Origin of the sequence: Pseudomonas sp. BIGb0558 (assembly GCF_024807515.1) — a bacterium.
Lineage (GTDB): Bacteria > Pseudomonadota > Gammaproteobacteria > Pseudomonadales > Pseudomonadaceae > Aquipseudomonas > Aquipseudomonas yamanorum_A.
On sequence record NZ_JANUEW010000015.1, the window covers coordinates 46,207 to 72,735 of the forward strand.

At 60.1% G+C, this 26,529-nt stretch carries 26 protein-coding genes and 1 pseudogene; 16 read left to right on the forward strand and 11 right to left on the reverse strand.

All coding sequences use genetic code 11. The annotated features are described in order from the left end of the window. Window positions 1–22: 22 nt before the first annotated feature. From M2400_RS18830 to M2400_RS18845, 4 genes are all read left to right on the forward strand, one after another. Window positions 23–556 carry an RNA polymerase sigma factor gene (locus tag M2400_RS18830; protein ID WP_177130374.1) on the forward strand — a complete coding sequence of 178 codons (534 nt, stop codon included), beginning with the start codon at window positions 23–25 and terminating at the stop codon, window positions 554–556. Then, complete coding sequence (locus M2400_RS18835) at window positions 549–1,493, forward strand: FecR domain-containing protein (protein ID WP_259197402.1); 945 nt, start codon at window positions 549–551, stop codon at window positions 1,491–1,493. Before M2400_RS18830 ends, M2400_RS18835 begins: the two co-directional genes overlap by 8 nt. Window positions 1,494–1,599: 106 nt before the next feature. Next, entirely contained in the window at window positions 1,600–4,017 is a 2,418-nt protein-coding gene (locus M2400_RS18840) for a TonB-dependent siderophore receptor (protein ID WP_259197403.1), read from the forward strand. Window positions 4,018–4,066: 49 nt separating this feature from the next. After that, on the forward strand, window positions 4,067–4,687 hold the full coding sequence (locus tag M2400_RS18845; RefSeq protein ID WP_177044199.1) for a LysE family translocator: 621 nt from the start codon (window positions 4,067–4,069) through the stop codon (window positions 4,685–4,687). A gap of 2 nt (window positions 4,688–4,689) precedes the next feature. Here M2400_RS18845 and M2400_RS18850 read toward each other — a convergent pair whose 3' ends face one another. Beyond that, a complete protein-coding gene (locus tag M2400_RS18850; protein ID WP_177044200.1) occupies window positions 4,690–5,394 on the reverse strand; it encodes a CerR family C-terminal domain-containing protein in 705 nt (234 codons plus the stop codon). Window positions 5,395–5,493: 99 nt separating this feature from the next. On the opposite strand from M2400_RS18850, the gene M2400_RS18855 reads away from it, so the two are divergent. The 3 genes from M2400_RS18855 to M2400_RS18865 are packed head-to-tail and all read left to right on the forward strand — an operon-like array spanning window position 5,494 to window position 9,594. Next, entirely contained in the window at window positions 5,494–6,606 is a 1,113-nt protein-coding gene (locus M2400_RS18855) for an HlyD family secretion protein (protein ID WP_259197404.1), read from the forward strand. Next, the gene (locus M2400_RS18860) at window positions 6,599–8,179 is read left to right on the forward strand and encodes a DHA2 family efflux MFS transporter permease subunit (RefSeq protein ID WP_259197405.1); all 1,581 of its coding nucleotides are present in this window, start codon (window positions 6,599–6,601) and stop codon (window positions 8,177–8,179) included. The genes M2400_RS18855 and M2400_RS18860 overlap by 8 nt, the downstream gene beginning before the upstream one ends. Beyond that, window positions 8,176–9,594: an efflux transporter outer membrane subunit gene (locus M2400_RS18865; RefSeq protein ID WP_259197406.1), complete on the forward strand. Its 1,419-nt coding sequence runs from the start codon at window positions 8,176–8,178 to the stop codon at window positions 9,592–9,594. The genes M2400_RS18860 and M2400_RS18865 overlap by 4 nt, the downstream gene beginning before the upstream one ends. A 129-nt stretch (window positions 9,595–9,723) precedes the next feature. On the opposite strand, the gene M2400_RS18870 is transcribed toward M2400_RS18865, so the two are convergent. The 5 genes from M2400_RS18870 to M2400_RS18890 form a co-directional block, all read right to left on the reverse strand. Continuing rightward, on the reverse strand, window positions 9,724–11,919 hold the full coding sequence (locus tag M2400_RS18870) for an OsmC domain/YcaO domain-containing protein (RefSeq protein WP_259197407.1): 2,196 nt from the start codon (window positions 11,917–11,919) through the stop codon (window positions 9,724–9,726). 101 nt (window positions 11,920–12,020) lie between these two features. Next, a complete protein-coding gene (locus M2400_RS18875) occupies window positions 12,021–12,815 on the reverse strand; it encodes an alpha/beta fold hydrolase (RefSeq protein WP_259197408.1) in 795 nt (264 codons plus the stop codon). Window positions 12,816–12,909: 94 nt separating this feature from the next. After that, complete coding sequence (locus M2400_RS18880; RefSeq protein ID WP_259197409.1) at window positions 12,910–13,224, reverse strand: DUF2388 domain-containing protein; 315 nt, start codon at window positions 13,222–13,224, stop codon at window positions 12,910–12,912. Continuing rightward, window positions 13,221–13,766, reverse strand: coding sequence for a hypothetical protein (locus M2400_RS18885; RefSeq protein ID WP_259197410.1), 546 nt, complete (start codon window positions 13,764–13,766; stop codon window positions 13,221–13,223). The genes M2400_RS18880 and M2400_RS18885 overlap by 4 nt, the downstream gene beginning before the upstream one ends. Before the next feature lie 79 nt (window positions 13,767–13,845). After that, window positions 13,846–14,730 (reverse strand): LysR family transcriptional regulator, encoded by an 885-nt coding sequence (locus M2400_RS18890; protein WP_259197411.1) that lies wholly within the window; start codon window positions 14,728–14,730, stop codon window positions 13,846–13,848. 112 nt (window positions 14,731–14,842) lie between these two features. On the opposite strand from M2400_RS18890, the gene argC reads away from it, so the two are divergent. After that, entirely contained in the window at window positions 14,843–15,775 is a 933-nt protein-coding gene (gene argC / locus M2400_RS18895; RefSeq protein WP_259197412.1) for an N-acetyl-gamma-glutamyl-phosphate reductase, read from the forward strand. Here argC and M2400_RS18900 read toward each other — a convergent pair. Further along, window positions 15,759–16,889 carry an epoxide hydrolase family protein gene (locus M2400_RS18900; protein ID WP_259197413.1) on the reverse strand — a complete coding sequence of 377 codons (1,131 nt, stop codon included), beginning with the start codon at window positions 16,887–16,889 and terminating at the stop codon, window positions 15,759–15,761. The genes argC and M2400_RS18900 overlap by 17 nt on opposite strands. A 122-nt stretch (window positions 16,890–17,011) precedes the next feature. On the opposite strand from M2400_RS18900, the gene M2400_RS18905 reads away from it, so the two are divergent. Next, window positions 17,012–17,893 (forward strand): LysR family transcriptional regulator, encoded by an 882-nt coding sequence (locus M2400_RS18905; RefSeq protein ID WP_259197414.1) that lies wholly within the window; start codon window positions 17,012–17,014, stop codon window positions 17,891–17,893. Between the two features lie 16 nt (window positions 17,894–17,909). Here M2400_RS18905 and M2400_RS18910 read toward each other — a convergent pair whose 3' ends face one another. Next, complete coding sequence (locus tag M2400_RS18910; RefSeq protein ID WP_177078704.1) at window positions 17,910–18,278, reverse strand: hypothetical protein; 369 nt, start codon at window positions 18,276–18,278, stop codon at window positions 17,910–17,912. 118 nt (window positions 18,279–18,396) lie between these two features. Between M2400_RS18910 and M2400_RS18915 the strand changes: the two genes are divergently transcribed. From M2400_RS18915 to M2400_RS18925, 3 genes are all read left to right on the forward strand, one after another. After that, window positions 18,397–18,933, forward strand: coding sequence for an AAA family ATPase (locus tag M2400_RS18915; RefSeq protein WP_259197415.1), 537 nt, complete (start codon window positions 18,397–18,399; stop codon window positions 18,931–18,933). A 12-nt stretch (window positions 18,934–18,945) separates the two neighbouring features. Then, complete coding sequence (locus M2400_RS18920) at window positions 18,946–20,004, forward strand: FAD-binding oxidoreductase (RefSeq protein ID WP_177130349.1); 1,059 nt, start codon at window positions 18,946–18,948, stop codon at window positions 20,002–20,004. Window positions 20,005–20,129: 125 nt separating this feature from the next. Beyond that, window positions 20,130–20,483 (forward strand): hypothetical protein, encoded by a 354-nt coding sequence (locus M2400_RS18925; RefSeq protein WP_177044214.1) that lies wholly within the window; start codon window positions 20,130–20,132, stop codon window positions 20,481–20,483. A 1-nt stretch (window position 20,484) separates the two neighbouring features. Here the strand turns inward: M2400_RS18925 and M2400_RS18930 are convergent, their stop codons facing one another. The 3 genes from M2400_RS18930 to M2400_RS18940 form a co-directional block, all read right to left on the reverse strand. Further along, entirely contained in the window at window positions 20,485–21,051 is a 567-nt protein-coding gene (locus tag M2400_RS18930) for a hypothetical protein (protein WP_259197416.1), read from the reverse strand. A 50-nt stretch (window positions 21,052–21,101) separates the two neighbouring features. Next, the gene (locus M2400_RS18935) at window positions 21,102–21,812 is read right to left on the reverse strand and encodes a CPBP family intramembrane glutamic endopeptidase (protein ID WP_259197417.1); all 711 of its coding nucleotides are present in this window, start codon (window positions 21,810–21,812) and stop codon (window positions 21,102–21,104) included. Between the two features lie 258 nt (window positions 21,813–22,070). After that, window positions 22,071–22,454 (reverse strand): VOC family protein, encoded by a 384-nt coding sequence (locus tag M2400_RS18940; protein ID WP_259197418.1) that lies wholly within the window; start codon window positions 22,452–22,454, stop codon window positions 22,071–22,073. 350 nt (window positions 22,455–22,804) lie between these two features. On the opposite strand from M2400_RS18940, the gene M2400_RS18945 reads away from it, so the two are divergent. The 4 genes and pseudogenes from M2400_RS18945 (at window position 22,805) to M2400_RS18960 (ending at window position 26,500) form a co-directional block, all read left to right on the forward strand. Next, entirely contained in the window at window positions 22,805–23,794 is a 990-nt protein-coding gene (locus M2400_RS18945; RefSeq protein ID WP_259197419.1) for a hypothetical protein, read from the forward strand. A 143-nt stretch (window positions 23,795–23,937) separates the two neighbouring features. Further along, window positions 23,938–24,399 (forward strand): hypothetical protein, encoded by a 462-nt coding sequence (locus M2400_RS18950; RefSeq protein WP_259197420.1) that lies wholly within the window; start codon window positions 23,938–23,940, stop codon window positions 24,397–24,399. A gap of 32 nt (window positions 24,400–24,431) precedes the next feature. Then, a pseudogene (locus M2400_RS33615) lies at window positions 24,432–24,704 on the forward strand (integrase); the annotation flags it as partial. A gap of 200 nt (window positions 24,705–24,904) precedes the next feature. Continuing rightward, on the forward strand, window positions 24,905–26,500 hold the full coding sequence (locus M2400_RS18960) for a bifunctional 3-(3-hydroxy-phenyl)propionate/3-hydroxycinnamic acid hydroxylase (protein ID WP_259197421.1): 1,596 nt from the start codon (window positions 24,905–24,907) through the stop codon (window positions 26,498–26,500). Window positions 26,501–26,529 lie beyond the last annotated feature (29 nt).

Sequence of the window (26,529 nt, forward strand, 5' to 3'; positions counted from 1 at the left end):
GCATAGGGCAGTGTGGGGCGTTATGGATAACGGGGACAGTCAGCACAAACTGAGCGCGCTATTTATCGGCCAGCGCCCTGCACTGGTTCGCATGCTCGCCCGCGTCACCGGCTGCGCCAGCCTGGCCGAAGACCTTGCCCAGGAAACCTACCTCAAGGTGGCCAAGGCGCTGAGCGCCAGGCCCATCGAACATATCCGTCCATTCCTGTACCAGACCGCGCAGTACCTGGCGTTTGATCACTTGCGCAGCCAGCGCAGCAAGCGGCGCTTCGAATGCCAGGTCGCGGATGAAGGCTACCTCGCGCAGATACCTACATCCGCCCCGGGCCCGGACAACCATGCGCAAAGCCAGCAGCAACTCAAGCGCTTCGAGCAGGTGCTTGCGACCCTGCCCAAGCGCCAGCAGCAAATTTTGATCCTCGATAAACTGCGGGGCTTTTCCAAAGCGCAGATTGCACAGCAACTGGACGTGTCCTTGAGTACCGTCGAAAAAGACCTGCGCAGTGCGCTCGATGCCTGTACCAGAGCCACTCAGGAGCAGGCTTGCGATGACTGATTCAATCGAAGTGGCTCGCCAACAAGCCACCGACTGGTTTGCCCGGCGCGATGAAGTGGCCGGCAATCCGTTGCTGCGCCATCAGTTCGAGCAATGGCGTAACGCATCAAACGCTCACGCACAGGCGTATCAAGCCCTCGAAACGATGTGGAACGACCTCGCCTTCGAACAAGCCCTGCGCAACCTTGAGACCAGCCTGCACATCCCTGAACGCCCGCGTGCCAGGCGCCGCCGGTCGCGACTTTTCGCGGTGGCTGCCTCGCTGTTGATCATGCTGGTCGGCGGATGGATCGCCGATGTGCCCATGCGCCTGCGCGCCGATCACATGACCTCGGTTGCCGAGGTCCAGCGCCTGACCCTGGAGGACGGTTCGCAGATCGTCCTCGGCAGCCACAGCGCCATCAGCACTCACATGAAGGGTCCGCAGCGACAGATTCGTTTGTTGCGCGGCGAGGTGTTTATCGAGGCGTTCCATGACGCATCTCGCCCAATGATTGTTGAAAGTGCGGGTGCCAAAGTCACTGTCGTGGGCACTCAATTCAGCGTGGCGCTGAACCATCAGGATGTCACCGTGGCGGTGCGCGAAGGCCGGGTCAACGTTGCCGACAGCAGCGGCCAGCAAAACCTGTTGCTGGCGGGTAGCTGGCAGCAGCTGAAGCAGGATCATCTGCAGGACGCCCACACCGAAGGTGCAGAGCGGCAAATGGCCTGGGTCAACGGGCGCCTGTCGTTTCAGGACGCGCCGCTGGCCGAAGTGCTCGACACCCTCAAACGCTACTACCCTGCCCCGATCTGGCTGCTCGACGCCGAGGCGGCAAAGGTTCGGGTCAGCGGCAATTACCGGCTGGATGACCCGCTGGCCATCGTCCAGGCATTGAGCAAGGTCGCCGCGACCCACGTCACCCAACTACCCGGAAAAGTGCTGGTCATCCACTAAGCCGGACAGCCCGTAGCGTTTTATGAAAAAAGTTTTACGGGTTTCAAAGTCTCAACCCGTCAGGGGTTTGTTATTGCAAACAATTCCTATTCGTTACGGGGCTCGTATGTACTTTCCAACTCTCCACTCGACGCACGCTCGCAGCGCGCTGGCGCTCGCGGTTTTCCTGGCATGCGCGCAGGCAACGGCGGCCGAACCCAACACCGCGCCCGTCGCAAGCGACCCGTCGAAAACCTACGCGCTGGCCATCCCCCGGCAGCCCCTGGCCAACGCGCTGGATCAGTTGAGCGAGCAAAGCGGCCTGCAGATCGTCTACTCCTCGGACCTCGCCGCCGGCATCGAGTCCCCTGCCATCAACGGCACCATGACCACGCGCCAGGCCTTGGCCAAACTGCTGGCCGGCACGCGCCTGCGGGTTGAGCAGCACGGCGAAAATGCGGTGATGCTTGAAGCATTGCCCGCTACTGGCGCCCTGGAGTTGGGCGCCACCCACGTGGTCAGCAACCAGCTCGGCACTGTTACCGAAGGCTCCGGTTCCTACACGCCGGGCACTATCGCCACCGCCACGCGCCTAGTGCTGACACCCCGGGAGACGCCGCAGTCGATTTCCGTAGTGACGCGCCAGGCAATGGACGACTTCGGCCTCAAATCCATCGACGACGTGATGCGCCATACCCCGGGCATCACCGTGGCGACCTATGACAGCGACCGCACCAGCTACTATTCCCGTGGTTTTGCCATCCAGAACTTCCAGTACGACGGCATTCCGATTCTCCAGGATGCGCAATATTCCTCCGGCCATACCCTCACCGACACCGTCATCTACGACCGGGTGGAAGTGCTCAAGGGTGCCACGGGATTGTTGACCGGCGCCGGCGGCCCCGGCGGCACCATCAACATGGTGCGCAAGAAACCCACCGCCGAGTTCAAGGGCTACGTGGACCTGGGTGCAGGCTCATGGGACAACTACCGCTCGGAAATCGACGTCAGCGGGCCCCTGACCGAGACCGGCAATGTGCGCGGGCGCGCCGTCGCGGCGTATCAGGACAAGCACTCGTTCATCGACCACTACCAGCGCCAGACGAGTGTCTACTACGGGATTCTGGAGTTCGACCTGGCACCGGACACCTTGCTGACCGTCGGCGCCGATTATCAGGACAGTGATCCGCAAGGCTCCAGTTGGTCGGGCAGCGCCTCGTTGTTCAATTCCAAGGGCCAACCCATCAGCAACTCCCGCTCGTTCAACAACGGGGCCAAGTTCAGCAGCTGGGAGCAGTACACCCGCACCGTGTTCTCGACCCTGGAACATAACTTCGACAATGGCTGGATGGTCAAAGGCCAATACAATCACCAGATCAACGGCTACCACGCGCCACTGGCCGCACTGCTCGACCCTGACGCCGTCACCGGCAAGGCGCAGATGCTGACGCGCAAGTACACCGGCGAGACCACCAGCGACACCGGTGACCTGTATGCCAGCGGGCCCTTCAGCCTGTTTGGCCGCGAACACCAACTGGTGCTGGGCACCTCGGTATCGCGCTCGCGCTGGCTGGGCCGTGACTACACCAACGCCACCAACCTCAACAACAGCTACGACTACTTTGGCTGGGACGGCGATGCGCCCGAACCGGATTGGGGCCCGCAGACCAAACGTAACGATGAAACCACCCGCCAGAGCGCCAACTACGCCACCGGCCGCTTCAGCCTGGCCGACGACCTGACCCTGCTGCTCGGTGTCCGCGTCAACAACTACGAAGTCAGCGGCACCAGCCAGATCAAGGACACCGGTAAAGTCGTGCCCTACGCCGGTGTGGTGTACGACCTCGACGATAATTTCTCGGCCTATGCCAGCTATACCGAAATCTACCTGCCCCAGGACGACTACCGGGATGGCAACGACAAGCCACTCAATCCGGACGAAGGCAAGAACTACGAGATCGGCCTCAAGGGTGAGTTCTTCGACGGGGGCCTGAACGCCAGCCTCGCCTACTTCGAAGTGCATGAAGAAAACAAGCCGGTGGACGATCTGGACTATGTCGCCAACAGCTACCCGGGGCTTGGCTACGCGTCCAAGGGCGTCAAGGCCAAGACCAAGGGTTATGAGGCTGAGGTCACCGGCGAAGTGGCGCCGGGCTGGCAACTGGCGGCAGGCTACACCCACAAGATCATGCGCGATCAGGCAGGAGATAAACTCTCCACCTGGGAGCCGGAGGACCAGGTCAACCTCTACACCACCTATAAGCTGAAGGGGCCGCTGGACAAACTGACCCTCGGCAGCGGCGTGCGCTGGCAGGGCACGGGCTGGAAGATCCTCGAACACAATGGCATCAAGGAGAAGTTTTCCCAGGACCCGTTGTGGCTGGTGGACGTGATGGCGCGCTACCAGATCACCGACAAATTGTCGGCCACCCTCAACGTCAACAACGTGTTCGACAAGTCTTACTACACCAACATCGGTTTTTATAACTCGTCGTATTACGGTGACCCGCGCAACGTGATGCTGAGCACCCGCTGGAATTTCTGACAGAGGGCCTGTTAACGTGGGCGGGTGCCCACTTCGACGTGCCCTGCCCATGTCCATCGCCGATAACCTGCTCGCCTTCACCTTCGCCGCGACGCTGTTGACCCTCACACCCGGGCTGGACACGGCCCTGGTGTTGCGCACCGCAACGGTCGAAGGCAAACAACAGGCGTTGCGCGCCACCCTGGGCATCAACGCCGGGTGTTTACTGTGGGGCGCGGCGGTGGCCTTTGGGCTGGGCGCGCTGATCGCCGTGTCCGAGGTGGCCTTCAACGTCTTGAAGTATTGCGGCGCGGCTTATCTGGCGTGGCTCGGCTTGAACATGCTGGTGCGCCCGCGCCGCTCATTGGCGTCTGTGGAGGCCGACGGAAAACCCGGCGCCAACTGGTTCCTGAAAGGCATGCTGGGCAACGTCCTGAATCCCAAGGTCGGGATTTTCTACGTGTCGTTCCTGCCGCAGTTCATTCCCCAGGGGCATTCGCTGGTGGGATGGACCTTTGGCCTGGTCAGCATCCATGTGCTGATCAGCCTGGTGTGGTCACTGATACTGATAGGCGCCACGCAGCCATTGGCAGGCGTGCTGCGGCGTGAAAAGGTGATCCAGTGGATGGACCGCACCACCGGCATGATCTTTGTGCTGTTTGCCGCCCGGCTGGCCTTCAGCAAGCGCTGAGGTCAGCGCCGGTCCCGGTGCCGCACCAGGCCTTCGAGGGTAAACCGCGCCTGCATCAGCACCACATCCCGCACCAACTCCATTTCCTTCTGGTTCACCTCCGTCCAGTTCAGGGCCGAGAGCAGCTTGGGCTTCTGCACCCGAAAGGCCAGGCCCTGGGTGAACAGCGCCATGGAGTGGATCACCGTACGCTCGTCGTCGACCGCAAGGCCGGCCAGGCGTGCGATCAACAGCCGGATCACATTGGCAATGCGCGATTTGAAGCGCTCTTCAAAGGCCATCGTCGCGCTTTCCGGGCACAGGCCGGCTTGATGGCGATCCATAAACGCACGCCACACGGTGGTTTGGGGGCTGTCCTGAATCGTCGAGACCACCGTGCCGAGGATACCCAATGAGACTTCGATCAGCGCCTGATCGTTGACCTCAGGGTCGGCCAGCGCGCTTTCCGCCGCTTCAACGGAGGGCGACATTTTTCGCCATAACAGCGCAATCAAATGCTCGACGCAGGCCAGATACACGCCTTCCTTGCCATCGAAGTAGTACTGGATCGCTGGTGCATTGACCCCGGCGGCGTTCGCAATATCCCGCGTGGACGCGCCGTCGTAGCCGCGCTCGCCAAATACCTCAACGGCAGCCTCGACGATCCGCGCGCGGGTTTCCTCGCCCCGCTGATAACCCCCTTCGGCGGCTGGTTTGTGTCGTGCCATGTGCAACTCCATTTTTTTAACGTAACCAAAATATACCAGTTGACAAATTTTCGCGGAAAAACGAATTTATTCCAACTGATATAAAACTGGAGTGACTTGATGTCCGCTGCACCTCCCTCTTCTCAGGTCATTCCTGATACCACCGTCAACGGCCAACGCGGCAAAGCCCGAGGCATCCTGCTCACACTCGCCGGCGCAGCGCTGTTGGCCGGGCTGGCATGGGGCGCCTGGTGGTGGCTCACCGGGCGTTTTATCGAGACCACCGACGACGCCTACCTGCAAGCCGACAGCATCAGCGTGGCGCCGAAAATCAACGGCTACGTGGCCGAAGTGCTGGTGGCCGACAACCAGAACGTCAAGCGTGGCGACGTGCTGGTACGCCTGGACGCCCGCAAATACCAGGCGGTCAGTGACGAAGCCTCGGCGACGATTGCAGCCCGCGAGGCCGACTTTGCCAAGGCCCAGGCCGACCTGGTGCAGCAGGACTCGACCATCGCCGAAGCCCGCGCCCAACTGCAAGGTGCGCAGGCCGATGCCCAGCATGCGCAAAGCGAAGTCGCGCGTTATGCACCGCTGGCGCGCTCCGGGGCCGAGCCTGAAGAACGCCTGGCCCAGCTCAACAACCAACTGGCCCAGGCCCGCAGTACCGTGGCCGCCAAGCAGGCGGCGTTGCGCTCCAGCCAGACCCGCTACGGCACCCTTGAAGCCCAGCTCAAGCAAGCCCAGGCGCAACTCGGGGTGGCCAAGGCCAGCGAGGCCCAAAGCCAGCTGGATGTGGACGATGCGGTGATCCGCAGCCCGCTCGACGGGCGCATCGCCGACCGTGGCGTGCGTGTCGGCCAATACGTGCAGCCGGGCACACGCCTGCTGACCGTGGTGCCGGTGAGCGCGATCTACCTGACCGCCAACTACAAGGAAACCCAGATCGGCGAGATGCACACCGGGCAGGTCGTGACCGTGCACGTAGACGCGCTGCCGGGCCACGACATCCAGGGCCATATCGACAGCCTGTCCCCCGGCACCGGCGCACAGTTCGCCTTGCTGCCACCGTCGAACGCCACCGGTAACTTCACCAAGATCGTGCAGCGGGTGCCCGTGCGGATTTCCCTCGACCTGCCGGATGACGACGTTCGCCAGGCGCTGGTGCCCGGCTTGTCCGCCACCGTGGAAGTCGACACCCGCACCCACAAGGCAGATGCCAACCATGGCTGAAGCCATTTTGACCGAGGTGCCCGCGGACAAACCGCGCAACGCCTCGCTGACGGACTGGATCGCGGTCGCCGCCGGTTCGCTGGGGGCATTGCTGGCGACCCTGGACATCTCGATCACCAACTCGGCCCTGCCGCAGATCCAGGGCCAGATTGGCGCCACCGGCACGGAAGGCACGTGGATCGCCACCGGTTACCTGATGTCGGAAATCGTCATGATTCCCCTCGCCGCCTGGCTGACCCGGGTGTTCGGCCTGCGCCGGTTCCTGATCGGCACCGCGTTGATGTTCACGTTTTTCTCGATGTTCTGCGGCCTGTCTTCAAGCCTCGGCGCGATGATCGCCGGGCGCATCGGCCAGGGTTTTGCCGGCGGCGCGATGATCCCCACCGCACAGACCATCGTGCGCACCCGCCTGCCCGCTCACCAGTTGGCAATCGGCACCACGATGTTCGGCATGACGGTGATCCTCGGCCCGCTGTTGGGCCCGGTGATTGGCGGATGGCTCACAGAAAACATCAACTGGCGCTGGTGTTTCTTTATCAACCTGCCCGTCAGCATCACCCTGATTACCCTGCTGATTACCGGCCTGCCGAGTGAGCGGATGAACCTTCAACAGTTCATCAAGGCCGACTGGCTGGGCATCCTCGGCCTGGCCATGGGTTTGAGTTCGCTCACCGTGGTGCTGGAGGAAGGCCAGCGTGAGCATTGGTTCGACTCCCAGTTGATCATCTGGCTGAGCATCACGATGGTGGTCGGTTTCTTTCTGATTGCGGTCGGGCAGGTTCGGTCGAGTACGCCGATCCTGCGCCTGCAACTGGTGCTTAACCGCAGCTTTGGCAGCGTACTGCTGATTGCCACGGCGGTCGGCGCCGGGCTGTATGGCACGGCTTACCTGGTGCCGCAGTTCCTCGGCATCCTGTCGGGTTATAACGCGCAGCAATCGGGTTCGATCATGTTGCTGTCGGGCATTCCGGCGTTTCTGCTGATGCCGATTTTGCCGAGAATGCTCGGCCGCCTGGACCTCAGGATGATGGTCGGCGTGGGCCTGTTGATGTACTGGGCCAGCTGTTTTCTCGACACCCAGCTCACCGCCCAAAGCGTCGGGCATGATTTCTACTGGTCGCAAATCCTGCGGGGCTTCGGGCAGATCCTGGTGATGATGCCCCTCAGCCAGCTGTCCATGCGCTCGGTAGAGGCGCGAGATGCCGGTGACGCGGCCGGGCTCTACAACATGTCGCGCAACCTCGGCGGCACCCTGGGGCTGGCGCTGCTGGGCGTACTGATGGATCGGCGCAGCCACTTCCACGACGACATGCTGCGCGAAGGCATCCAGGCCAACACCCAACTGACCCAGGACCAAATGGCCAGCGACACCGCCAGCTACCTGGCGCAAACCGGTGATCCGTCTACCGCATCGCTGCAAGCCCTCAGTCACATGGCCAGCGACATCGCCCAGCAAGCGGCAGTGATGGCCTACAACGACGCGTTCTACGTGCTGGGACTCGCCATGCTGGCGTGCCTTCCCCTGATCTTCATCCTGAAAAAGCGCGCGGCGCAGGCAGGCCAACGAACATGATTTATCGCTCACTTCCCCTGCTCTTCACCGTCGGCCTGCTGGCGGCCTGTACCGTGGGGCCGGACTACCACGGCGCGCCGGATGCCGCGCCAAAAACCCTGGCGGCCGGACGCTTGCCTCACGCAGGCAGCGAGTCGAGTACGCCGGGTGTCGCCCAATGGTGGCAAACCCTCGGTGACCCGCAACTCAACCAACTGGTGGCCCAGGCGCTGCAAAACAGCCCGGACATGGCGACTGCCCAGGCCCGACTCAAGCAATCGCGCGCCAGCCTGAGCGGCGCCAGCGCCGACGCCCTGCCCAAGATCACCGGCGATGCCGCGATGCTCAAACTGCGCTCCCCCGACACGTCGGCGCTGGGTGGCAGCGGTGGCGGCGGACGCGGGCCATTGAGTCTTTACCTCGCCGGCTTTGATGCCAGCTGGGAGGCCGATCTGTTTGGCGGCACCCGCCGTGCAATCGAGGCAGCCCAAGCCGAAAACGACGCGTCACAGGCGCAGTTGGCCGATGCCCAGGTACAACTGGCCGCCGAGGTGGTGCAGACCTATGCCGACCTGCGCGACCAACAGGCGCGGCTCGCGCTGGTGGATGCCAGTGTCGACACCGAGGAGCAGGCGCTGGACCTGACCCAACAACGGCGCAGTCGTGGCGTGGCCTCACAGCTGCAACTGGAACAGGTGCTGACCCAGGCGGAAAACACGCGGGCTCAACGCCTGCCGCTGCAAGCGTCAATCGTCGAGGCGGTGGATCAGTTGAACCTGCTGTGCGGCCTCGAGCCGGGCGAGCTGGATGCACAACTCAGCACGCCTCGCGCCCTGCCCGCCATCCCGAGCCAGGTGCCGTTTGCCGACCCGGCGACGATCCTCAAAGCCCGGCCCGATATCCGCGTCGCCGAGCGCCAACTGGCTTCCAGCAACGCGCAGATCGGCGAGAAAACCGCCGACTGGTTTCCCAAACTCAGCCTGATGGGTGACCTGTCATTCTCGGCGGCGGATCCCGGGCACCTGGCGCGCAAGGACAGCGGCACCTGGTTGCTGTTGCCACGGCTGACCTGGAACGCCCTGGATTTCGGCCGGGTGGCGGCCAGTGTCAACGGCGCGCAAGCCGGCCGCGATGAAGCCCTCGCCCACTACAAAAGCGTGGTGTTGAGTGCATTGCGTGATGCGGATGTGGCGTTGGCCCGGTATGGCAACCAGCGGCAGAACGTGGTGTTGCTGAGGAATGTGGAGTCGTCGGCGGTACGGGCGGCGGACCTGACGCGCCAGCGTTATAAAGCAGGCACGGCGAGTACGCTGGACTGGCTGGACGCGGAACGTACGCGGTACCAGGCTCAGGAAAGCCGGATTTCCGGGGATGCGGCGTTGCTCAAGGACTTTGCGTCGTTGCACAAGGCGCTCGGGCTGGGATGGACGTTGTAACGCTTCAGGACGACGCATAACCCTGTGGGAGCTGGCTTGCCTGCGATGGCATCAACCGGGTGTAGCAGATACACCGAGTTGTCGGCATCGCAGGCAAGCCAGCTCCCACAGGGGTTCTTCATCGACAGGTTAGTGCGCAGTATTAGCCCGAGCCGAATGCAGCTTCTTGTAGCTGTCAATCAACCGCAGGTGCCGATCCAGCCCTTCCAGCTTCATGCTCGTCGGCGTCAACCCGTAGAACCGCACACTGCCGTTCACCGAGCCAATCGCCGCATCCATCCGCTCGTTGCCAAACATCCTCCGGAAGTTGACTTCGTAATCCGCCAGCTCCAGGTCTTCGTCCAGTTCCATCTCCAGCACCGCATTCACGGCCTGGTAGAACAACCCGCGCTCAACCGTGTTGTCGTTGTACTGCTGGAACATTTCCACCAGTTCCTTGGCTTCTTCAAACTGCTGCAAGGCCAGATAAATCAGCAGCTTCAATTCCAGAATCGTCAGCTGACCCCACGCCGTATTGTCATCAAATTCGATGCCGATCAAGGTGGGGATGTCGGTGTAGTCGTCCAGCTCGCTTTCCACCAGACGCTCAACCAGGCCCTTCAACTCGGCTTCGTCGAGGCGATGCAGGTTCAGGATGTCTTCGCGGAAAAACAGCGCCTTGTTGGTGTTGTCCCAGATCAGATCGTCGATCGGATAGATCTCCGAATAGTCCGGCACCAGGATCCGGCAGGCGGTCGCGCCAATGTGCTCGTACACCGCCATGTACACTTCCTTGCCCATGCCTTCGAGGATGCCGAACAACGTCGCGGCCTCTTCGGCGTTGGAGTTTTCACCCTGGCCGGAGAAGTCCCATTCGACGAACTCGTAATCCGACTTGGAACTGAAGAAGCGCCACGACACCACGCCGCTGGAGTCGATGAAGTGTTCCACGAAGTTGTTCGGCTCGGTCACCGCGTGGCCTTCAAACGTCGGCTGCGGCAAGTCGTTCAGGCCTTCGAAACTGCGGCCTTGCAGCAGCTCGGTCAGGCTGCGCTCCAGCGCGACTTCCAGGCTTGGGTGCGCGCCGAACGAGGCAAATACACCGCCGGTGCGCGGGCTCATCAAGGTCACGCACATTACCGGGAATTCGCCGCCCAGGGACGCGTCCTTGACCAGCACCGGGAAGCCCTGGGCTTCCAGGCCCTGGATACCGGCCAGGATGCCGGGGTATTTCGCCAGCACTTCCTGGGGCACATCCGGCAGCGCAAATTCACCTTCGATGATTTCACGCTTCACGGCGCGCTCGAAGATCTCCGACAGGCACTGCACCTGGGCTTCAGCCAGGGTGTTACCCGCACTCATGCCGTTGCTCAGGTACAGGTTTTCGATCAGGTTGGACGGGAAATACACCACCTCACCATCGGACTGGCGCACGAACGGCAGCGAAACAATCCCGCGTTCCTCGTTGCCGGAGTTGGTGTCGTAGAGGTGCGAACCGCGCAGCTCGCCATCGCGGTTGTAGATGTGCAGGCAGTGCGCGTCGAGGATCTCCGGCGGCAGCTCGTCTTTACGGCCAGGCTTGAACCAGCGCTCGTCCGGGTAATGCACGAACGCCGCGTTGGCGATGTCTTCACCCCAGAACTGGTCGTTGTAGAAGAAGTTGCAGTTCAACCGCTCGATAAACTCGCCCAGTGCCGACGCCAGCGCGCCTTCCTTGGTCGCACCCTTGCCGTTGGTAAAACACATCGGTGAGTGGGCATCGCGGATATGCAGCGACCACACGTTGGGCACGATATTGCGCCACGACGCGATTTCGATCTTCATGCCCAGGCCCGCCAGGATGGCCGACATGTTGGCGATGGTTGTTTCCAGCGGCAGGTCCTTGCCCACGATGTAAGTGCCTGCATCGGACGCCGCGCTCGGCATCAACAACGCCTGGGCATCGGCGTCGAGGTTTTCCACTTCCTCGATCACAAACTCCGGCCCGGCCTGCACCACTTTTTTCACGGTGCAACGGTCGATGGATCGCAAGATGCCCTGGCGGTCCTTATCGGAGATGTCCGCCGGCAACTCGACCTGGATCTTGAAGATCTGGTTGTAGCGGTTTTCCGGATCGACGATGTTGTTCTGGGACAGGCGAATGTTGTCGGTGGGGATGTTGCGGGTTTCGCAGTACAACTTCACAAAGTAAGCCGCACACAACGCCGACGACGCCAGGAAGTAATCGAATGGACCGGGGGCCGAGCCATCGCCCTTGTAGCGAATGGGCTGGTCGGCCACCACGGTGAAGTCGTCGAACTTGGCTTCAAGTCGAAGGTTGTCGAGAAAATTGACCTTGATTTCCATGCGGGATTACCAGAATAGCGAGCAAAATATGGCCGCCATTATCCGGGTTTCGAGGCGTAAGTCTTGTGCTTTCGGGCCTGGCTGATGGTTGGTGGTTGCGATCAGCCGGCCTGGAAGTCCGCGATCTGTTGCCACATCGCAACGGGATTGGAGTACATCGGGAAGTGCCCGCACCGGGCAATCGGCGCCAGTCGCACGCCATGGGCCTGGATATGCGCCAGGTACGACAGATGCGCATTCTGCTCGCCGTACATGAACATCCGCGGGCATTCCAGGCCTAGGAACATGCCCATCAGGTCGCCATTGTCGGACAGGTCGACCATCGACTGGAAAATCCCCCGCACCGCACCGGCGCGCACCTTGTGCCGCAGGCTCGCCGAATACAGCGCGCTGGCGTAGGCCGGTGCCTGGCGCGTGCGCTCGATGAAGGCGCTGAAAAATGCCTCGGGATCCTCTGCCGGGTAGTCGACGATCTGCCGGCTGAGGAAGCAGTCTTCAGGAGCGATATTGCCTTCGATATCGACAAAGCTCAGCACCCGGCCCGGGAACTGATGGGCCAACATCAGCGCGGTGAGCCCGCCCATGGAGTGGCCCACCAGGTGGAACTGCTCGACACCGAAATGCTCCAGCACCTGCACGGCGGTCTGCAGCAGGAACGGGATGGAAACCTTCGACAGGTCGCCGCACTGGCTTTCACCGCAACCGGGGGCGTCGTAGGCAATAAACGGGTGACCATCGAATGCTGGCTGCAGGACGATGTCGGCGTAGTCTTCCTTGGTGGAGCCGAAGCCATGCAGGAACACAATCGGTGCCAGGGTGCCGGCGCGGTGGATTGTGGCGATGTTCAACGGTACGCCGTCGACGGTCATGGGGAGCTGGGTATGGGTGAATGGCATGGTGAAGACTCCCTGAAAAACCGCTAATTTCAACGGTCTTCAGCGTTCTGTAAATTCCTGATTCAAGAAGGTATTCATAGCCTGATCGTATGCATCACTGAATCACCGCCACCGCCTCGGCAAATTGCGTATCGCTGACGTCATCGTTACCGCCCGTGCTGCGAAAAGTCAGCAGCGCCTGTTCGAAATACGCGCCACGAATCTCGCCGTCCGACCCGACAAACGCCAATGCGTCATTCTTGGCCGAAAGAAAGCTGCCCGGGCGCGTCGTCAGTTCCGACGTGAACAAGGTGAAGGTGGAGAACCTCAAGCACGACCAGCCCAGCGGATCGTCGGCAAAGGAGATGCCGTCTTTGGCCTGGGCGGAGGTGGTGATGAGCAAGGCGAAGATGAGCGCGAAGACTCTCAACGATCAGCCGCCAGTTCACAGACAGCCGTGCCCTTTATACCCGAGGCTTGCATGCTGACGTGCCGCACGGAAAAGCCGGGGTGCGTGACCGTTTTCTTTTCAGACCATGGCCCGCCACTGGCGACCTGGTAGCTGATGGAGCCATCGGCGGCCCAAGCCAGGCGCAGTGAGTAGACCCCGTTGTGATCGGGAGTGGTCAGGACCAGGCTATCGGTGACCCGCTGTGCCTTGTTGAACAGCCGCAGTTGGAAAGCCCGTTGGTCGTCGGTACCTAGCGGGTAGCTGGAGAGAAACAGGATATTGTCCTGAGCATCGTCCTCGCCCGCTCCGAGAATGACCGAAGACACCCATTCCTCACCGAGATTGTTTTTTTCAGTGGTCACGTTGCAGGTCAACTGCCCGTGATTTCCGACTTTCTGCTTGAGGTAGCTGCCGTAATAACCGTGTGGCACATTGAACTTCAGCGTTTGCACCGGCCCGGTGCTGCAGCCGAACAGCAAGCCCAAAAACGATAGCCCGATCACTCCTTGATAAACCTTCACGCGCGCTTCCTTCCTTGAAATGGCCAGTTACATCGGGGCGCAAGGCTAACCGTCTTGCCCTGCGCGCACAACCGTCACCCTACCCCGCGCTCAACCCCCACAACACCTCCAGCACATGTTGCGTAGGCCGCTCAATGTTCCCGGCACGGTGGGCAATGCCCAACTGGCGCCACAACAACGGTTGCAATGGCCGCATCACAATTCGGCTGTCGGTCAACGGTGTGGACGCTTCATGAGGCAGCAACGTTGCGCCATAACCGGCGGCCACCAGGCTTTTGATCGCGTCGTTGTAGTTCAGTTGAATGCGCGGTGTGGGCTGGTAGCCGTCATTGGCAAACCACTCCGAGGTCAGGCGCGAAAGCCGGGTGGTGGTGTCATTCAAAATCAAGGGCTGGGCAGCCAGCCAGGCAGGTGTGACCACCTCCGGGCATTCCCGGCGCGCCGGCAAAAAAGCCATGACCGGGTCGCGCCGCCAGGGCTCGATGCGCAACCCTTTGAACGGCGCCTGCGGCAGCGCCACCAGGCCGATTTCCAAAGCACCCTCGGCGAGCTTCTTCAAGGTGTCCTGGGAGGTGAGCACCGCGACCTGCACGTCGATGGCGGGATGATGTTGGCTCAACGTCTCCAGGGCTTGCGGCAGCAACTGCGCGATGGCCCCGGTGGAGGCTCCCAGGCGCACGCGCCCCGCCAGGCCCTGGACCTGACGCTCCACATCCTCCAGTGCCTGTTCCGCATCCGCCAGCAATCGGCGTGCGCGCTCCACCAGGGTTTCGCCAATCGCCGAAGGCTGCACGCGCCCACGGGTGCGCGACAGCAGTTGCCCACCCACTCGGGCTTCCAGGTCGGCAATGTGCAAGCTGACGGTGGGCGGCGCGAGATTCAGCATACGGGCCGCCTCGGCAAAGGAACCCAGGTCGGCAATCGCCACCAGGGTGCGCAAACGATCCAGGCTGATTTCCCGCATGGGCGACTCCTCGTTCAGAAAACCTGAATTCCATCGTTTGGAAATTCAACTTTTCCTATCCTAGCCGCTCACCGAAGATGGGGACAGCTGATTTCCTTTCCGAGAGCATCCCATGGCAAGTCCTCTTGTATTTATCGACGGCGACCAAGGCACCACCGGCTTGCAGATCCATCAACGCCTGCGCGGCCGCACCGACCTGCAACTGATCACCCTCAGCCCTGAACACCGCAAAGACCCGCTACAGCGTGCCGAGATGATCAACGCCTGTGACATCGCGATTCTGTGTTTGCCCGATGAGGCTGCGCGGGACGCTGTCGCCAGCATCAAGAATCCAGCCGTACGGGTGATCGACGCCAGTTCGGCGCACCGCACCCATCCGGACTGGACCTATGGGTTTGCCGAGATGAACCCGCAACAGGCCCAACGCATCGCCACGGCGCAGCGGGTCAGCAATCCCGGTTGCTACCCCACCGGCGCGATTGGGTTGTTGCGGCCGTTGCTTGAGGCCGGGCTGCTGCCTCGGGACTACCCGACGACCATCCATGCCGTCTCAGGCTATTCCGGCAAGGGCCGCGCTGGCGTGCAGGAACATGAAGGTGCCGACGCCTCACAGGCGCCCGCCTTTTTGGTGTATGGCCTGGGGCTGGAACACAAGCATGTCCCGGAGATTCAGTTGCAAAGCGGGCTGACGCAGCGGCCCGTGTTTGTGCCGGCCTACGGTGCTTTTCGCCAGGGGATCGTACTGACCATCCCACTGCAACTGAGACTGCTGGCACCGGGCGTGGGTGGGTTGCAGTTGCACGACTGTCTGACCCGGCACTACCGCGACACCCGTCACGTACAGGTGCTGTCGATGCAGGCCGCCAACGAGCTGACGTTCCTTGATCCCCAAGCCCTGAACGACACGGATGACTTGCGCTTGATCGTGCGTGAGAACCACGAGACGGGCCAGGTTTTGCTGGCGGCGATATTCGACAACCTCGGCAAGGGCGCCGCAGGTGCCGCCGTGCAAAACCTGGACCTGATGCTCAAGCCGAAACAGTAGCGATGAAGGTCCTCAAGTCCGCCAGCATCAACTGCGGCTGCTCCCAGGCCGCGAAGTGACCGCCGGCGGGCATCTCGCTCCAGTGCACGATGTTGAAGGTCTTCTCGGCAAATGAGCGCGGTGGCGGCACGAACACCGGGTCGCGAAAGGCGGCGAATCCGGTCGGCACCTGGATGTGGGTGCCGGGCGGAAATATCGACGAGCCCTCGAGGCGTTTGCCGTGATACATCCACGTCGAAGTGACCATGGCAGACGGTGCGAGATACAGCATGATGTTGGTGAGCAATTGCGCTTCGCTAAACGTATGCCATAGGTCCGGGCTGCCGTCGGCAGTCTTGGGCAGGTCGGCCCAGGTGCCGATTTTTTCCAGGATCCAGCCGGCGGCGCCTACCGGGCTGTCGGCCAGCGCAACGGCCAGGGTCTGCGGGCGGGTTTCCTGCAGGTGGTTGTAGCCGGTTTCCCAGTCGATCAGCACGTCGCGCCGGGCGACGAACGCCTTTTCTTCGGCCGTGGTTGCGACCGTGCCTTGGGCAATCAGGTCAGCCATGTTCAGGTGAATCCCCAGTAACGCCTCGGGCCGATCGTGGGCCATCCAGCCGGCGATGCCGGAACCCCAGTCGCCGCCTTGGACGATGAAGCGGGTTTGCCCGAACAACCGGGCCATCAGCCCGTGCATCAACTCGGCAGCCCGACGCGGGCCAATCACCCCAGTGATCGGCTTGGAAAACGCAAAGCCCGGGAGCGACGGCACGATCACATCGTGTCCATCCGCGGCCAGCGGTTCAAGCAGCGCTTCAAACTCAAGGTACGAACCTGGCCAGCCGTGGAGCAGCAGGACCGGCGGCTTGGAACCGTCGCCCCGCACACGGACGAAATGCAGGTGCTCGCCCTCGATCTCGGTGATGAAGTTGGGCAACTGGTTAAGGTGTTTTTCCACCTCGCGCCAGTCGTAGGATTCCAGCCAGTAAGTGGCCAGGCGCTTGAGGTCGCTGACGCCAACGCCCGCACTCCACCCGCCCAGGTCGGGAAGTTGGGTCCAGTCGTAGGCGGCGACTTTGTCGCGGATGGCGGTAAGACGTTCTTCGGGGATGTCGATGGTGTAAGGCAAGATCATGGGATTCTCCTCGTGAGTTTCCGTATTACATTGCTTTACGCAATACTGATCGCGACTAAACCGAATGTGAACCCCATTACGCCGCTCAAGGCCTTTGCGCCAAACGCATAAGTGAGTTTCCCGTGGATATAACGGACGAACTGGAAATCTTTACCCTCGTGGCCGAGACCCAGAGTTTCTCGGCGGCGGCCCGTCGCTTGAACCTTGCGCCCTCCTCCATTGCACGGGTGCTGGACCGCATGGAAGCAAGGCTTGGTGTGCGCCTGCTGTTGCGCACCACACGCTCGCTGACCGTGACGTCAGAGGGCGCCGCCTACCTGTCGTGCGCCCGGCGAATCCTTGCCGACCTGCGGGAAACCGAACAGCAGATCACCGACCAGAACTCACCCCGCGGGCGCTTGCGGGTCAGCAGTTCGCTGCTGTATGGCAGGACCTTCGTGATACCGCTGTTGGCCGAGTTCATCCAGCGTTATCCGGACATCCTGGTAGACATCAACCTCACCGACACCGTGGTCGACATCGCCGCCGGCCAGGCCGACGTCGCCGTGCGATTGGGCTCGCTGCCCGACAGCGGCCTGACTTCCCGCCGGCTTGGCGCCACCCACAAGGTCATCATCGCCTCCCCCGGCTACCTCGCGCGGCGCGGCACGCCGCAGGTGCCGGAAGACCTGCTGGATCACGACTGCATCGGTTTCAACTTCAAACGTGCCGCGCCCACCTGGCCGTTTCGCAAGGATGGTCACGACTATTCACTGACGATCAAAGGCCATGTGGAAACCAATAACGGCGACACCCAGGGCCAGTTGGCGGCCGAGGGCATCGGCATCGCAAGGGTCTGCGCCGAGACCGTGGAAGACGCGATCAAGGCCGGACGACTGGTGCCACTGCTGGAGGCCTTCAACCCCGGCGACGGGGAAGAGATTCATGCCGTGTTCCTCGGCGGCACACATACACCGGCGCGGGTCCGGTGCTTTGTCGATTACCTGGTTGAGCGGTTCCAGTAACCGCAAAACCGTATGGCTATTCTGCGACGAGCTCGACGTAACTGGACTCGCCGCCACCCTCCGCGCCCGACAACCAGCCCCACACGAAGGCCAACGTGGTACGTCCGGCGTCATCCACGCCTACTGTGCCCCGGGACCAGCCGGCAAGAATCTCACCCTCCGTGGTCAGGCACTGATACAGCAACTCGATGGTATCGGGGCCGGTGGCGCGCCCGACTTGATTGCCCATGCGAATCCGCCCGCCCTGGTAAGTGCCCCAGATGGCGTTGGCGTCGACATGGTAATGAAACACCGTGCCTGCCCCGGACAAGCCATGGGTGTTGCCGGCAACGACAAACCGGCGATTGTTCAAGCGTTCGCTGATTTGGGAAAAGGGGGTTTGCATATAAAGCGCTTCCTTGATCGACAGGGTCCATTCCGGGGCGGTAAACCTACCTCATAACGCTTTAACCGGTCATTTAAAACCTGCACAATTGCTGGCTTTTCCGCGACAGGATGTCCTCATGCAACGCATCGTAATTCTCGGCAATGCCGGCAGCGGAAAATCTACCCTCGCCCGCGCAATTGGCGAACGCCTTGGCCTGTCCGTGGTGCACCTGGACAGGCTGTTCTGGTCCCCCGGCTGGGTCGAACCCGACGCCGAACAGTTCCGCACGCGGGTGCGCGACGCAGTCGCCCCTGATGCCTGGGTGTGCGAAGGCAACTACGCCCGGCGCACCTTCGACCTGCGCCTGCCCCGTGCCGACCTGATCATCTGGCTCGATACGCCACGGCTCACCTGCTTTACCCGGGTGCTAGTGCGCAGTGCACTGAACCGCCCTCGCCCGGACTTACCCGCAGGCTGCACCGAAAAACTCGACCGCGAATTCCTGACCTTTCTGAAGTACGTGTGGACGTTTGATCGCGGCTCCCGCCCGCGTATCGAGGCGGTGCGGCTGGCCGTAGGGCCGCAGGTTCCAGTGGTGCACTTGCGCGATGGTCGGGAGATTGAGGAGTTTCTTGGCAGTTTGCCCGCAGCGCCTGAAGGCGGCCTTGAATAGATGGAGCTTGATATGAGAGAGGGCCTGGAAACGCGCGTCGTCGTCATTGGTGCAGGCATCGTCGGCGCGTCGCTGGCGTATCACCTGGCCGTCAAAGGCACACAGGTAACCGTGGTCGAGGCTGGAGGCATTGCGTGCGGGGTGACCGCAACCTCATTTGCCTGGATCAACGCTTCACACAGCGGGCCTGATCCCATCGCAGCATTACGTGGTGCGGCCATCAGTGAATACCACCGCCTTGAAACGCAACTGCCGGGGCTGAACATACGCTGGACAGGCGCCCTGTCTTACAACACGAACGCTGGTGAGAGGCGGCAGGCTTCGGCGAAGCAGGTGTCGCGAACGCAGATTCTCGACCTTGAGCCAAACCTTGAAAATCCTCCAGAGCAGGCGTTGTATGCCGCCGAAGAAGGTGCGCTGGATGCGGTGCACGTAACCCATACGTTGATCGCCGGTGCCCGGGCGCTGGGCGCGAAGATACTCACACAGACGCCGGTTCTCGGCTTCAAGACCCTGAATACCAGGGTGACGGGTGTCGAAACGGCATCGGGCGTCATCGATGCCGACATTGTCGTGCTGGCAGCCGGCACAGGTACATCGAAGCTGACAGACATGCTTGGCGTGGCCCTTCCCATACAAGCCTCACCGTCTATTTTCATTCGCTACACCACGCAACCCGGCCTGGTGCGCACCCTCATTTCCAATGCTGAAATGGAAGTGCGGCAAGCGGTGGATGGTACGTTGCTGGCGGCAGAGGACTACCTGGACGACGCCGTGGAAAACCATCCCATGGCGATCGCCCTACGAACGGCCAAAGCCATCCGCAACGAGCTCCACGGAGTTGTTTCCATTGAGCCGGAGTTGGCCTGTGTCGGCCTCAGGCCCATTCCCGCAGACGGCATCCCCATCATCGGCTATCTGCCGAACGTCGACGGTGCCTACGTTTGCGTGATGCATCCCGGGGTTGCGTTGGCCGCGATAGTGGGACGTCTTGCGAGTGAGGAGATCATTGATGGCAGGGACGACCCGGCTCTTGGTCCATGCCGTCCTGACCGTTTTTTTCAAGCGTAGAATCCTGTTTGCGCTGGCGGCCCCCTGGAGACGCTTCGTTTCACGGAATAGTTGCGTAGTAGGAGCACTATGATTGTCTGTCTGAATCAACCCTTCCCAAACATCAGAACGGTGGCGAACGCGTAATGGAACCTCTCATACACGCCATCATTGGCGAATTCTGGGACAAGGAATTTGTTGAAGCGCTGGTTCCCGGGAACGGTATAAGCCTGCGTGTTTGCATTCGTGTACCAAGCCGGGCCAATTATTCCGCGTATCTGCAGAACGCGGATGCCCTGTTGCCCGCCTTGATCGCAGATATTGGCGCCGTGGAAGCGATAGCGACCAAAGCGGTTGGAAGTGACTGCCCCGCCAAGGTGTTTGATGTCTGGATTGCGCCTGACGGTAGCGCCTCCTATACCTGTGGTTTCTTCGATGGGGCGATGGAGGATGAATTGGTGGGTGTGAAGCGCAGTCAGGAAGGTGATCTGACAACCTGATTCATTTATAAATAAATTCATACCCCAGAATATACGAGCCTATCTTGTTTGAATGAGCCGTCACCCAAACGGCATTCATACCTTTCTTTCTTCGATCGTTGAGCTCTGACTTAGTGGTACAAAGCTCAATCCAGCGCTCAGTGTTCAAATCCTTAAACCGCACACCCGCCTCACAACGGCCAGCCCTTCCAAAGGAGCGCCCCGGAATATTCAGCTCATAAGCTGACTCATAATGAACAAGCTCGCCAGGCAACAGGTAAGTACAGACATTATAAATATTTAAAGACAAACCAAGACCAAGGCAAAAGCCACCAACAAAAGAGTCTGCAACACGCTTCAAGCTTCTTCCAGCAGGACGATAGTAGATCGCCCTTCCGGCAAAAATGAGTCCAATCAAACAGCCGACGACTGTATAGGTCGTCCACTCAGGAACCGACGGCATTAAAACTGTTCGCGTTCCAATACGAACGGCCCAGAGCATATAAAGAATCCAGGCCCCAAAAACCAAACACACCGCGACCAAAATGGCTCTTTTCTTTGGCTTGTTTTCAAATGAAGGATATTCCATTCCCTGCCTACTATTTTTTAGTTCCGGGGTGAATCAAAAGCAGCGCAGGCTTACAGCCAGAGAGTGGCCACGAGCCCCCTCGAAAGATTCAAAGCGCCCGCGAAGATGTGCAATAGCACCGGGACCAGAATGCCGGCGCTGCGCACCCGGGCATACGCCAGGATGACTGAGAGCGTGCCGATCAGCAGGCACTCTGTCCAACCGCCAAACGGCATGTGCATGGCCATGTACAAAGTGGTGGTGGCCAGTATCGCCACCCACTGCCAAAGGCGATGGTCCAGGGGGAATAGGCGAATCAGGAAGTGCCGATACAGGAGCTCTTCAAAAATCGGAATAATCAGGAGCCCCATTGAGAGAAGGAGCACCTTTTGAGCAGCAGGAAGACTCCCACGGAAGGTCATTGTGTAGGCCTCATACCCGTATCCCAACCCGATATCGAGACTGGTACAGACCAGATAAATCCCCAGTATCCATGGCAAACACAGCTTGAACGTCCTGCTCAGGTCACGGCCAATAACCGCGCGAAATCCACCTGAGTGCCTGCGCTCGATCACCGCCAACATCAGCAGCACCATTGCAGAGAAACCGCCGTCAATTAGCTGCGTGAGCCTGGTCAAGTTTCCTGTGCCGACAACCAGCACCAGCGCAAGTTGAATCGCGAGGTACAAACCTATCGCCAGGCAGGCCATAAAGACACGACACCGCCAAGAGTAAGTGTCCATGCAAGCCGCAGACGGCCCTGAAAGCGCTTCGTACTTCACGCCAAACTTCCTTTACCCGATTGGTATGCCGGGCATATTAACGAACGAGCGTCACGAGGACCGATCTATTTATCTGAGCGTCACAGGCGAGCCAGCCTCAACGTCGTCTGCAGTTGGCCAACGCACTGCCCCTGCCCAGCCAACTTCAGGGCTCTAGTCGAGCGGGGACTTAATGGTCACTACCAGGCTTTTATTATTAGAACAGTGGGATGCTGTATCCGTGGATCAGACGATTTTCATCCTGATCGCGGATAGCTTTCACGGTAACTCACGCTTGGCTCGGGAAAAAATGTTCACCAGCGTGCCATCCGGGTCGCGCAACAGCACCGAGGTATTGCCCCAAGGCATCAGTGTGATCGGCATTACGACTTCGGCGTTTGCCTTGTCCGCGAGCACCAGCGCCGCCTCGACGTCGTCGACCTCGAACTCCAGGATGGCTGAGCGGTTTGCCGCCGCGCAGGCAAGCCCATTGTTATAAAGCCGGACCAAGCGTTCGTCGCTGATTGCCAGCACGATGCCGTCGAGGTGAATTTCGGCGAATCCTTCAGCGAGGTGCCTTGGTTCAACAGCGCAGAGTGTTTGATAGAAATCGACAACGCATTTGAAGCGCTGAGTGACGAGACGTACGGATGCAAAGTTCATGGGCTGACCTGTCGAGAAGGAAAGACTCACTTTAACGCTGAGCAGTGTCAGTTTCTGTCAGCATCGTCAGCCGCTTAGCAAGCTCACCGGACCCGTCTGGCGTTGCCATTGCCCATCACATCAACGCCAACTTGATTTACAAATGCCTACCGCAGCGTCGAGAAAAATCGACGCCACTATTTGTTCCTTTTTTTGTGCGGCGAAGTCGCTTTTTGCTTGTCTCTTTTTAATCGACGGGCTCGCAAAGAGAATGCTAGCTTTCTCGTCCGGGTCCATCCGCCAAAGGCATTTCCATGAGCGTCTTTCACGACACTGCCACAAAAGCCCCTGCACATCCCAGGCCCAGGGTCATGATCTACGGGGTCGGATACTACGGCATGGAGGCCGTGCGCATTCTCGTAAAAAAAGGCTGGCCAATCGTTGCGGCGGTGAACCGGGCAGGCCCCAAGATCGGCAAGGATCTGGGGCGGCTCGCCGGGCTGGACGAAGACTTGGGCGTCGTCGTACAGGACTGTGAAACCGCCGACTACGCGGCCATGGAAGCGGACATCGCGCTGGTTGTGCAAACCGAGAGGTTGAGCCTCAACTTTGCGGCTTATCAACGCCTCTTGGGCGCCGGCATCAATGTCATCTGCCACGGCTCGGAGTCCTACTTTCCACAAGGCGCCCATCCGGAACTGGCCGAAAAAATAGATGCCTTGGCCAAGGGCAACGCTGTTACGTTCACCGGGACGGGTATCTGGGACTTCTCCCGCATCTGGGCGGGTTTACTGATTGCGGGGCCGTGTACCGAGCTGCACTCGCTGACCCATCGCAGCTTGACGAACGCAGAGCTTGCGAACGAACGTATGATGCGCGCCTATGGCGTTGACATGACGCAATCCGAGTTTTTGGAAAAAGTAACCCGGGTGCCCGGTCAATTAGGAGAGCTGTATAAAGGCATACCGGCGCACGTGATGCACGCGCTGGGCTTTACCATCAAAAACGTGACCGAGCTGCGCGAGCCGGTACTTTCCGATCAACCCGTGTGGTGTCGTACCCTCAACAGATTTTTGGAACCGGGCACCTCGCTCGGCCTGCGGATCATCGTATCTGTCGAAACCGTAGAAGGCCCTACGGCAAGCGCGCATATTGAACTGCGTCTGCTGGCGGAAGGCGAGTCGGAAAACATGACCTGGGCGGTTGATGGCAGGCCCCCCTCCAAAATCCGAATCGACCGCGCCGATGGCGTGCACACCTCGGCGGCATGCATGGTGAACCGGATTCCCGATGTAATGGCTGCTCAGCCTGGAATAAGGTTGATCTCCGAGCTTGGGCCACTGAAACCGTCCTTGGTCTGAGCGTCATGGCGGATTTCAGACTGGCCGATGTGAAAGGCAGAAATCGGCCAGCAGCAGACGTTAAAAACCTGCAAGTGTTTGGATTTCATCCGGTTAGCAGACAGGTCTGCTAGCATCCTTTTTTTGTTTTATGAGCTACCAGCATGCTACGGAAAGTCGCCTGTTCCCTCCTGCTCACAATGGCTTCTCAATCGGTTCTGGCCGAACAGGTTTTCCAGTGCGGTGAAGCCACAGTCACTATGAGCGTCGACACGACCCTGCCATTACGATCGACTGAAGGCGCTGATGTCATGCTGCGCGTAGAACGAGGTCCGCGTTCGACGCTCCTACGGTACAGCAACGTCGATTTCATTGGAGGTACGTGTGACACAGACGCAAGCGGTGCCCCACGAATCGTCTACCAAGCGGTATGCAGCGGCAGCGGTTGTTTCGATTTATCCAACTGGGGCGTTATCGATGCAGAGAGCTTGCAGGCATTACTCGTGCCTTCGAATGACAGCCTGACACCTGCCACTCACCTGCTCGGCCATCCGCCCACGCTCAAGGGCGTAAAAAAGATGAATGTGAGCGAGGAAGCACGTCGACTAGGATTGCCAACACCGTAACGGCCTTTCAGCATGTCCGCTTCTGGTCGGTTCGCGACCGTTGCTCTGATTGGCCATCCTTGTCATTCAAAACGTCGAGGACTTGTCATGAACATCGCCGCTACCACCCTCTATCCACGCGTCAATACGCGCGTATCGTCAAAAACCATGTGAAAGCCGTTGGCCTTGATCCAGCCTTGTATGGCACTCACACAATGAGACGTACGAAGGCATCGCTCATCTATCGCAGGACGAAGACCCTAAAGGCGGTTCAACTGCTGCTCGGCGATACGAAGCTGGAGATGGCGGAACAAACTGAGGTCTGAGCATCCATGGCGACGATCGAAGTCAGACCGTCGCTAACCTTACGCGATTTGAACCTACCCACCGGAGAGCTATCAATATCTCGGATTTATGGATATTTTTTCAATATTGATATTTTTTGCAATATTGAATAATGTCTCATAAAGAGCGACAAGCCAAAGCGGCAGATCGCACCTCGACGCTGAAACCACCCGGGACTCCCATGGAAAACAATAATAAAAGTACCCCGCTGCCCCTTTCGGTTGATGTACTGATCGTCGGCTTTGGCCCAGTCGGCGCGGCATTGGCAGCCCTGCTCGGTCGCTACCACGTAAACGCCGTGGTGATCGATAAGCAGCACGAGATACTGCGCATGCCACGTGCCATTGCCCTGGATAACGAAGCCTTGCGTATGTTGCAGTTGATCGGCCTGCCCGAGGACGCGTTCGACAAGCTGGTCATCCCGGAAGTCAAAATGCACTGCCCACTGGTAGGCCAATTCAGTCGCGCCAATACCAGCGGCTGTATCGACGGCCACCCCAAACTGGTAACTTTTTACCAACCCGATCTGGAGAACGCCCTGCGCAGCCGGTTACTGCAATATCCTTGCATCACCACGTGCACGGGTTACGAGTTGCAGGATGTTCAGCAACATGGCGATCACGTGGAGGCTTTTCTGCTGGACGAAGATGGCATGACGTTTACCGTCAATGCCAAATACCTGATTGGGGCGGACGGCGCAGGGTCGCGGGTGCGTACGTTGATTGGCCAGGACTTCACCGGCCAGACCTATGCTGAAGACTGGTTGATCGTGGATGCCAATGGACGCCAGGGGCAGGCAATCGACCATGTTGAGTTCCTGTGTGATCACCGCCGGCCTACCCCCCATATGCCGGCTCCCGGTGGTCGGGAACGCTGGGAGTTCATGCTGCATCCCGGTGAAACGCGAGAGGAAATGGAGCAGCCGCATCGCATTGCGCAACTGCTGGCTCCGTGGGTAAAAGCTGCCGACTTGAGTATCGAGCGCACGGCGGTGTATCGCTTCCACGCTCGTTGCTGCGACAGTTTTCAGAAGGGACGGGTATTTCTGATCGGCGACGCGGCGCACATTACGCCACCCTTCGTCGGACAGGGACTGGTTGCAGGTCTTCGGGATGCATGCAACTTGGGCTGGAAGCTGGCCTGGGTGCTCGATAACCGCGCCGCTCCTGGGATACTTGGCAGCTACGACCAGGAACGCCGCCCCCACGCTAAAGAAATGATCGACCTGGCCAAACTGATGGGCCGCGCAGTAATGCCGCGCAATGCCGTCGTTGCCTTGCTGATCCACGGACTGATGAAATCGCTGACCCTGTTCCCGCCCGCCCGCCGGTTGTTTGAAGAGCTGGACATCAAGCCGAAGAATCGCTTCAAGAAAGGCCTGTTCAGCACGCAACGCAAAACGAAGTCCCTCCCTGTTGGCGGCCTACTGAACCAATGCCTGGTGCGGGATCCTGTTCATGGCATCGTCTTGAGTGACGATGTGCTGGGGGATCAAATGACCCTTATAGGGTTTGGTAACGACCCCCGCCAGCTGCTGGAAACTGCAACCCAGGAGCGATGGCAGGCCCATGGTGGTGGGTATTTGCAGATCGTCCAGCGAGGCCAACGGGGTAATCCAGGCACCCATTGGGTCGAAGACCTGAGTGGTGAACTGCTCAAATGTCTGCCGAAAAATACGTTACTGATCGTTCGACCTGACCGCATTGTGATGCACAGCGGTGGCGCCGATCATGCAAATGAGCTGGCAAATGCATGCATGGCCTTGCTGGATAATTGAATAGATCAACGATATTGACGGTAATTTGA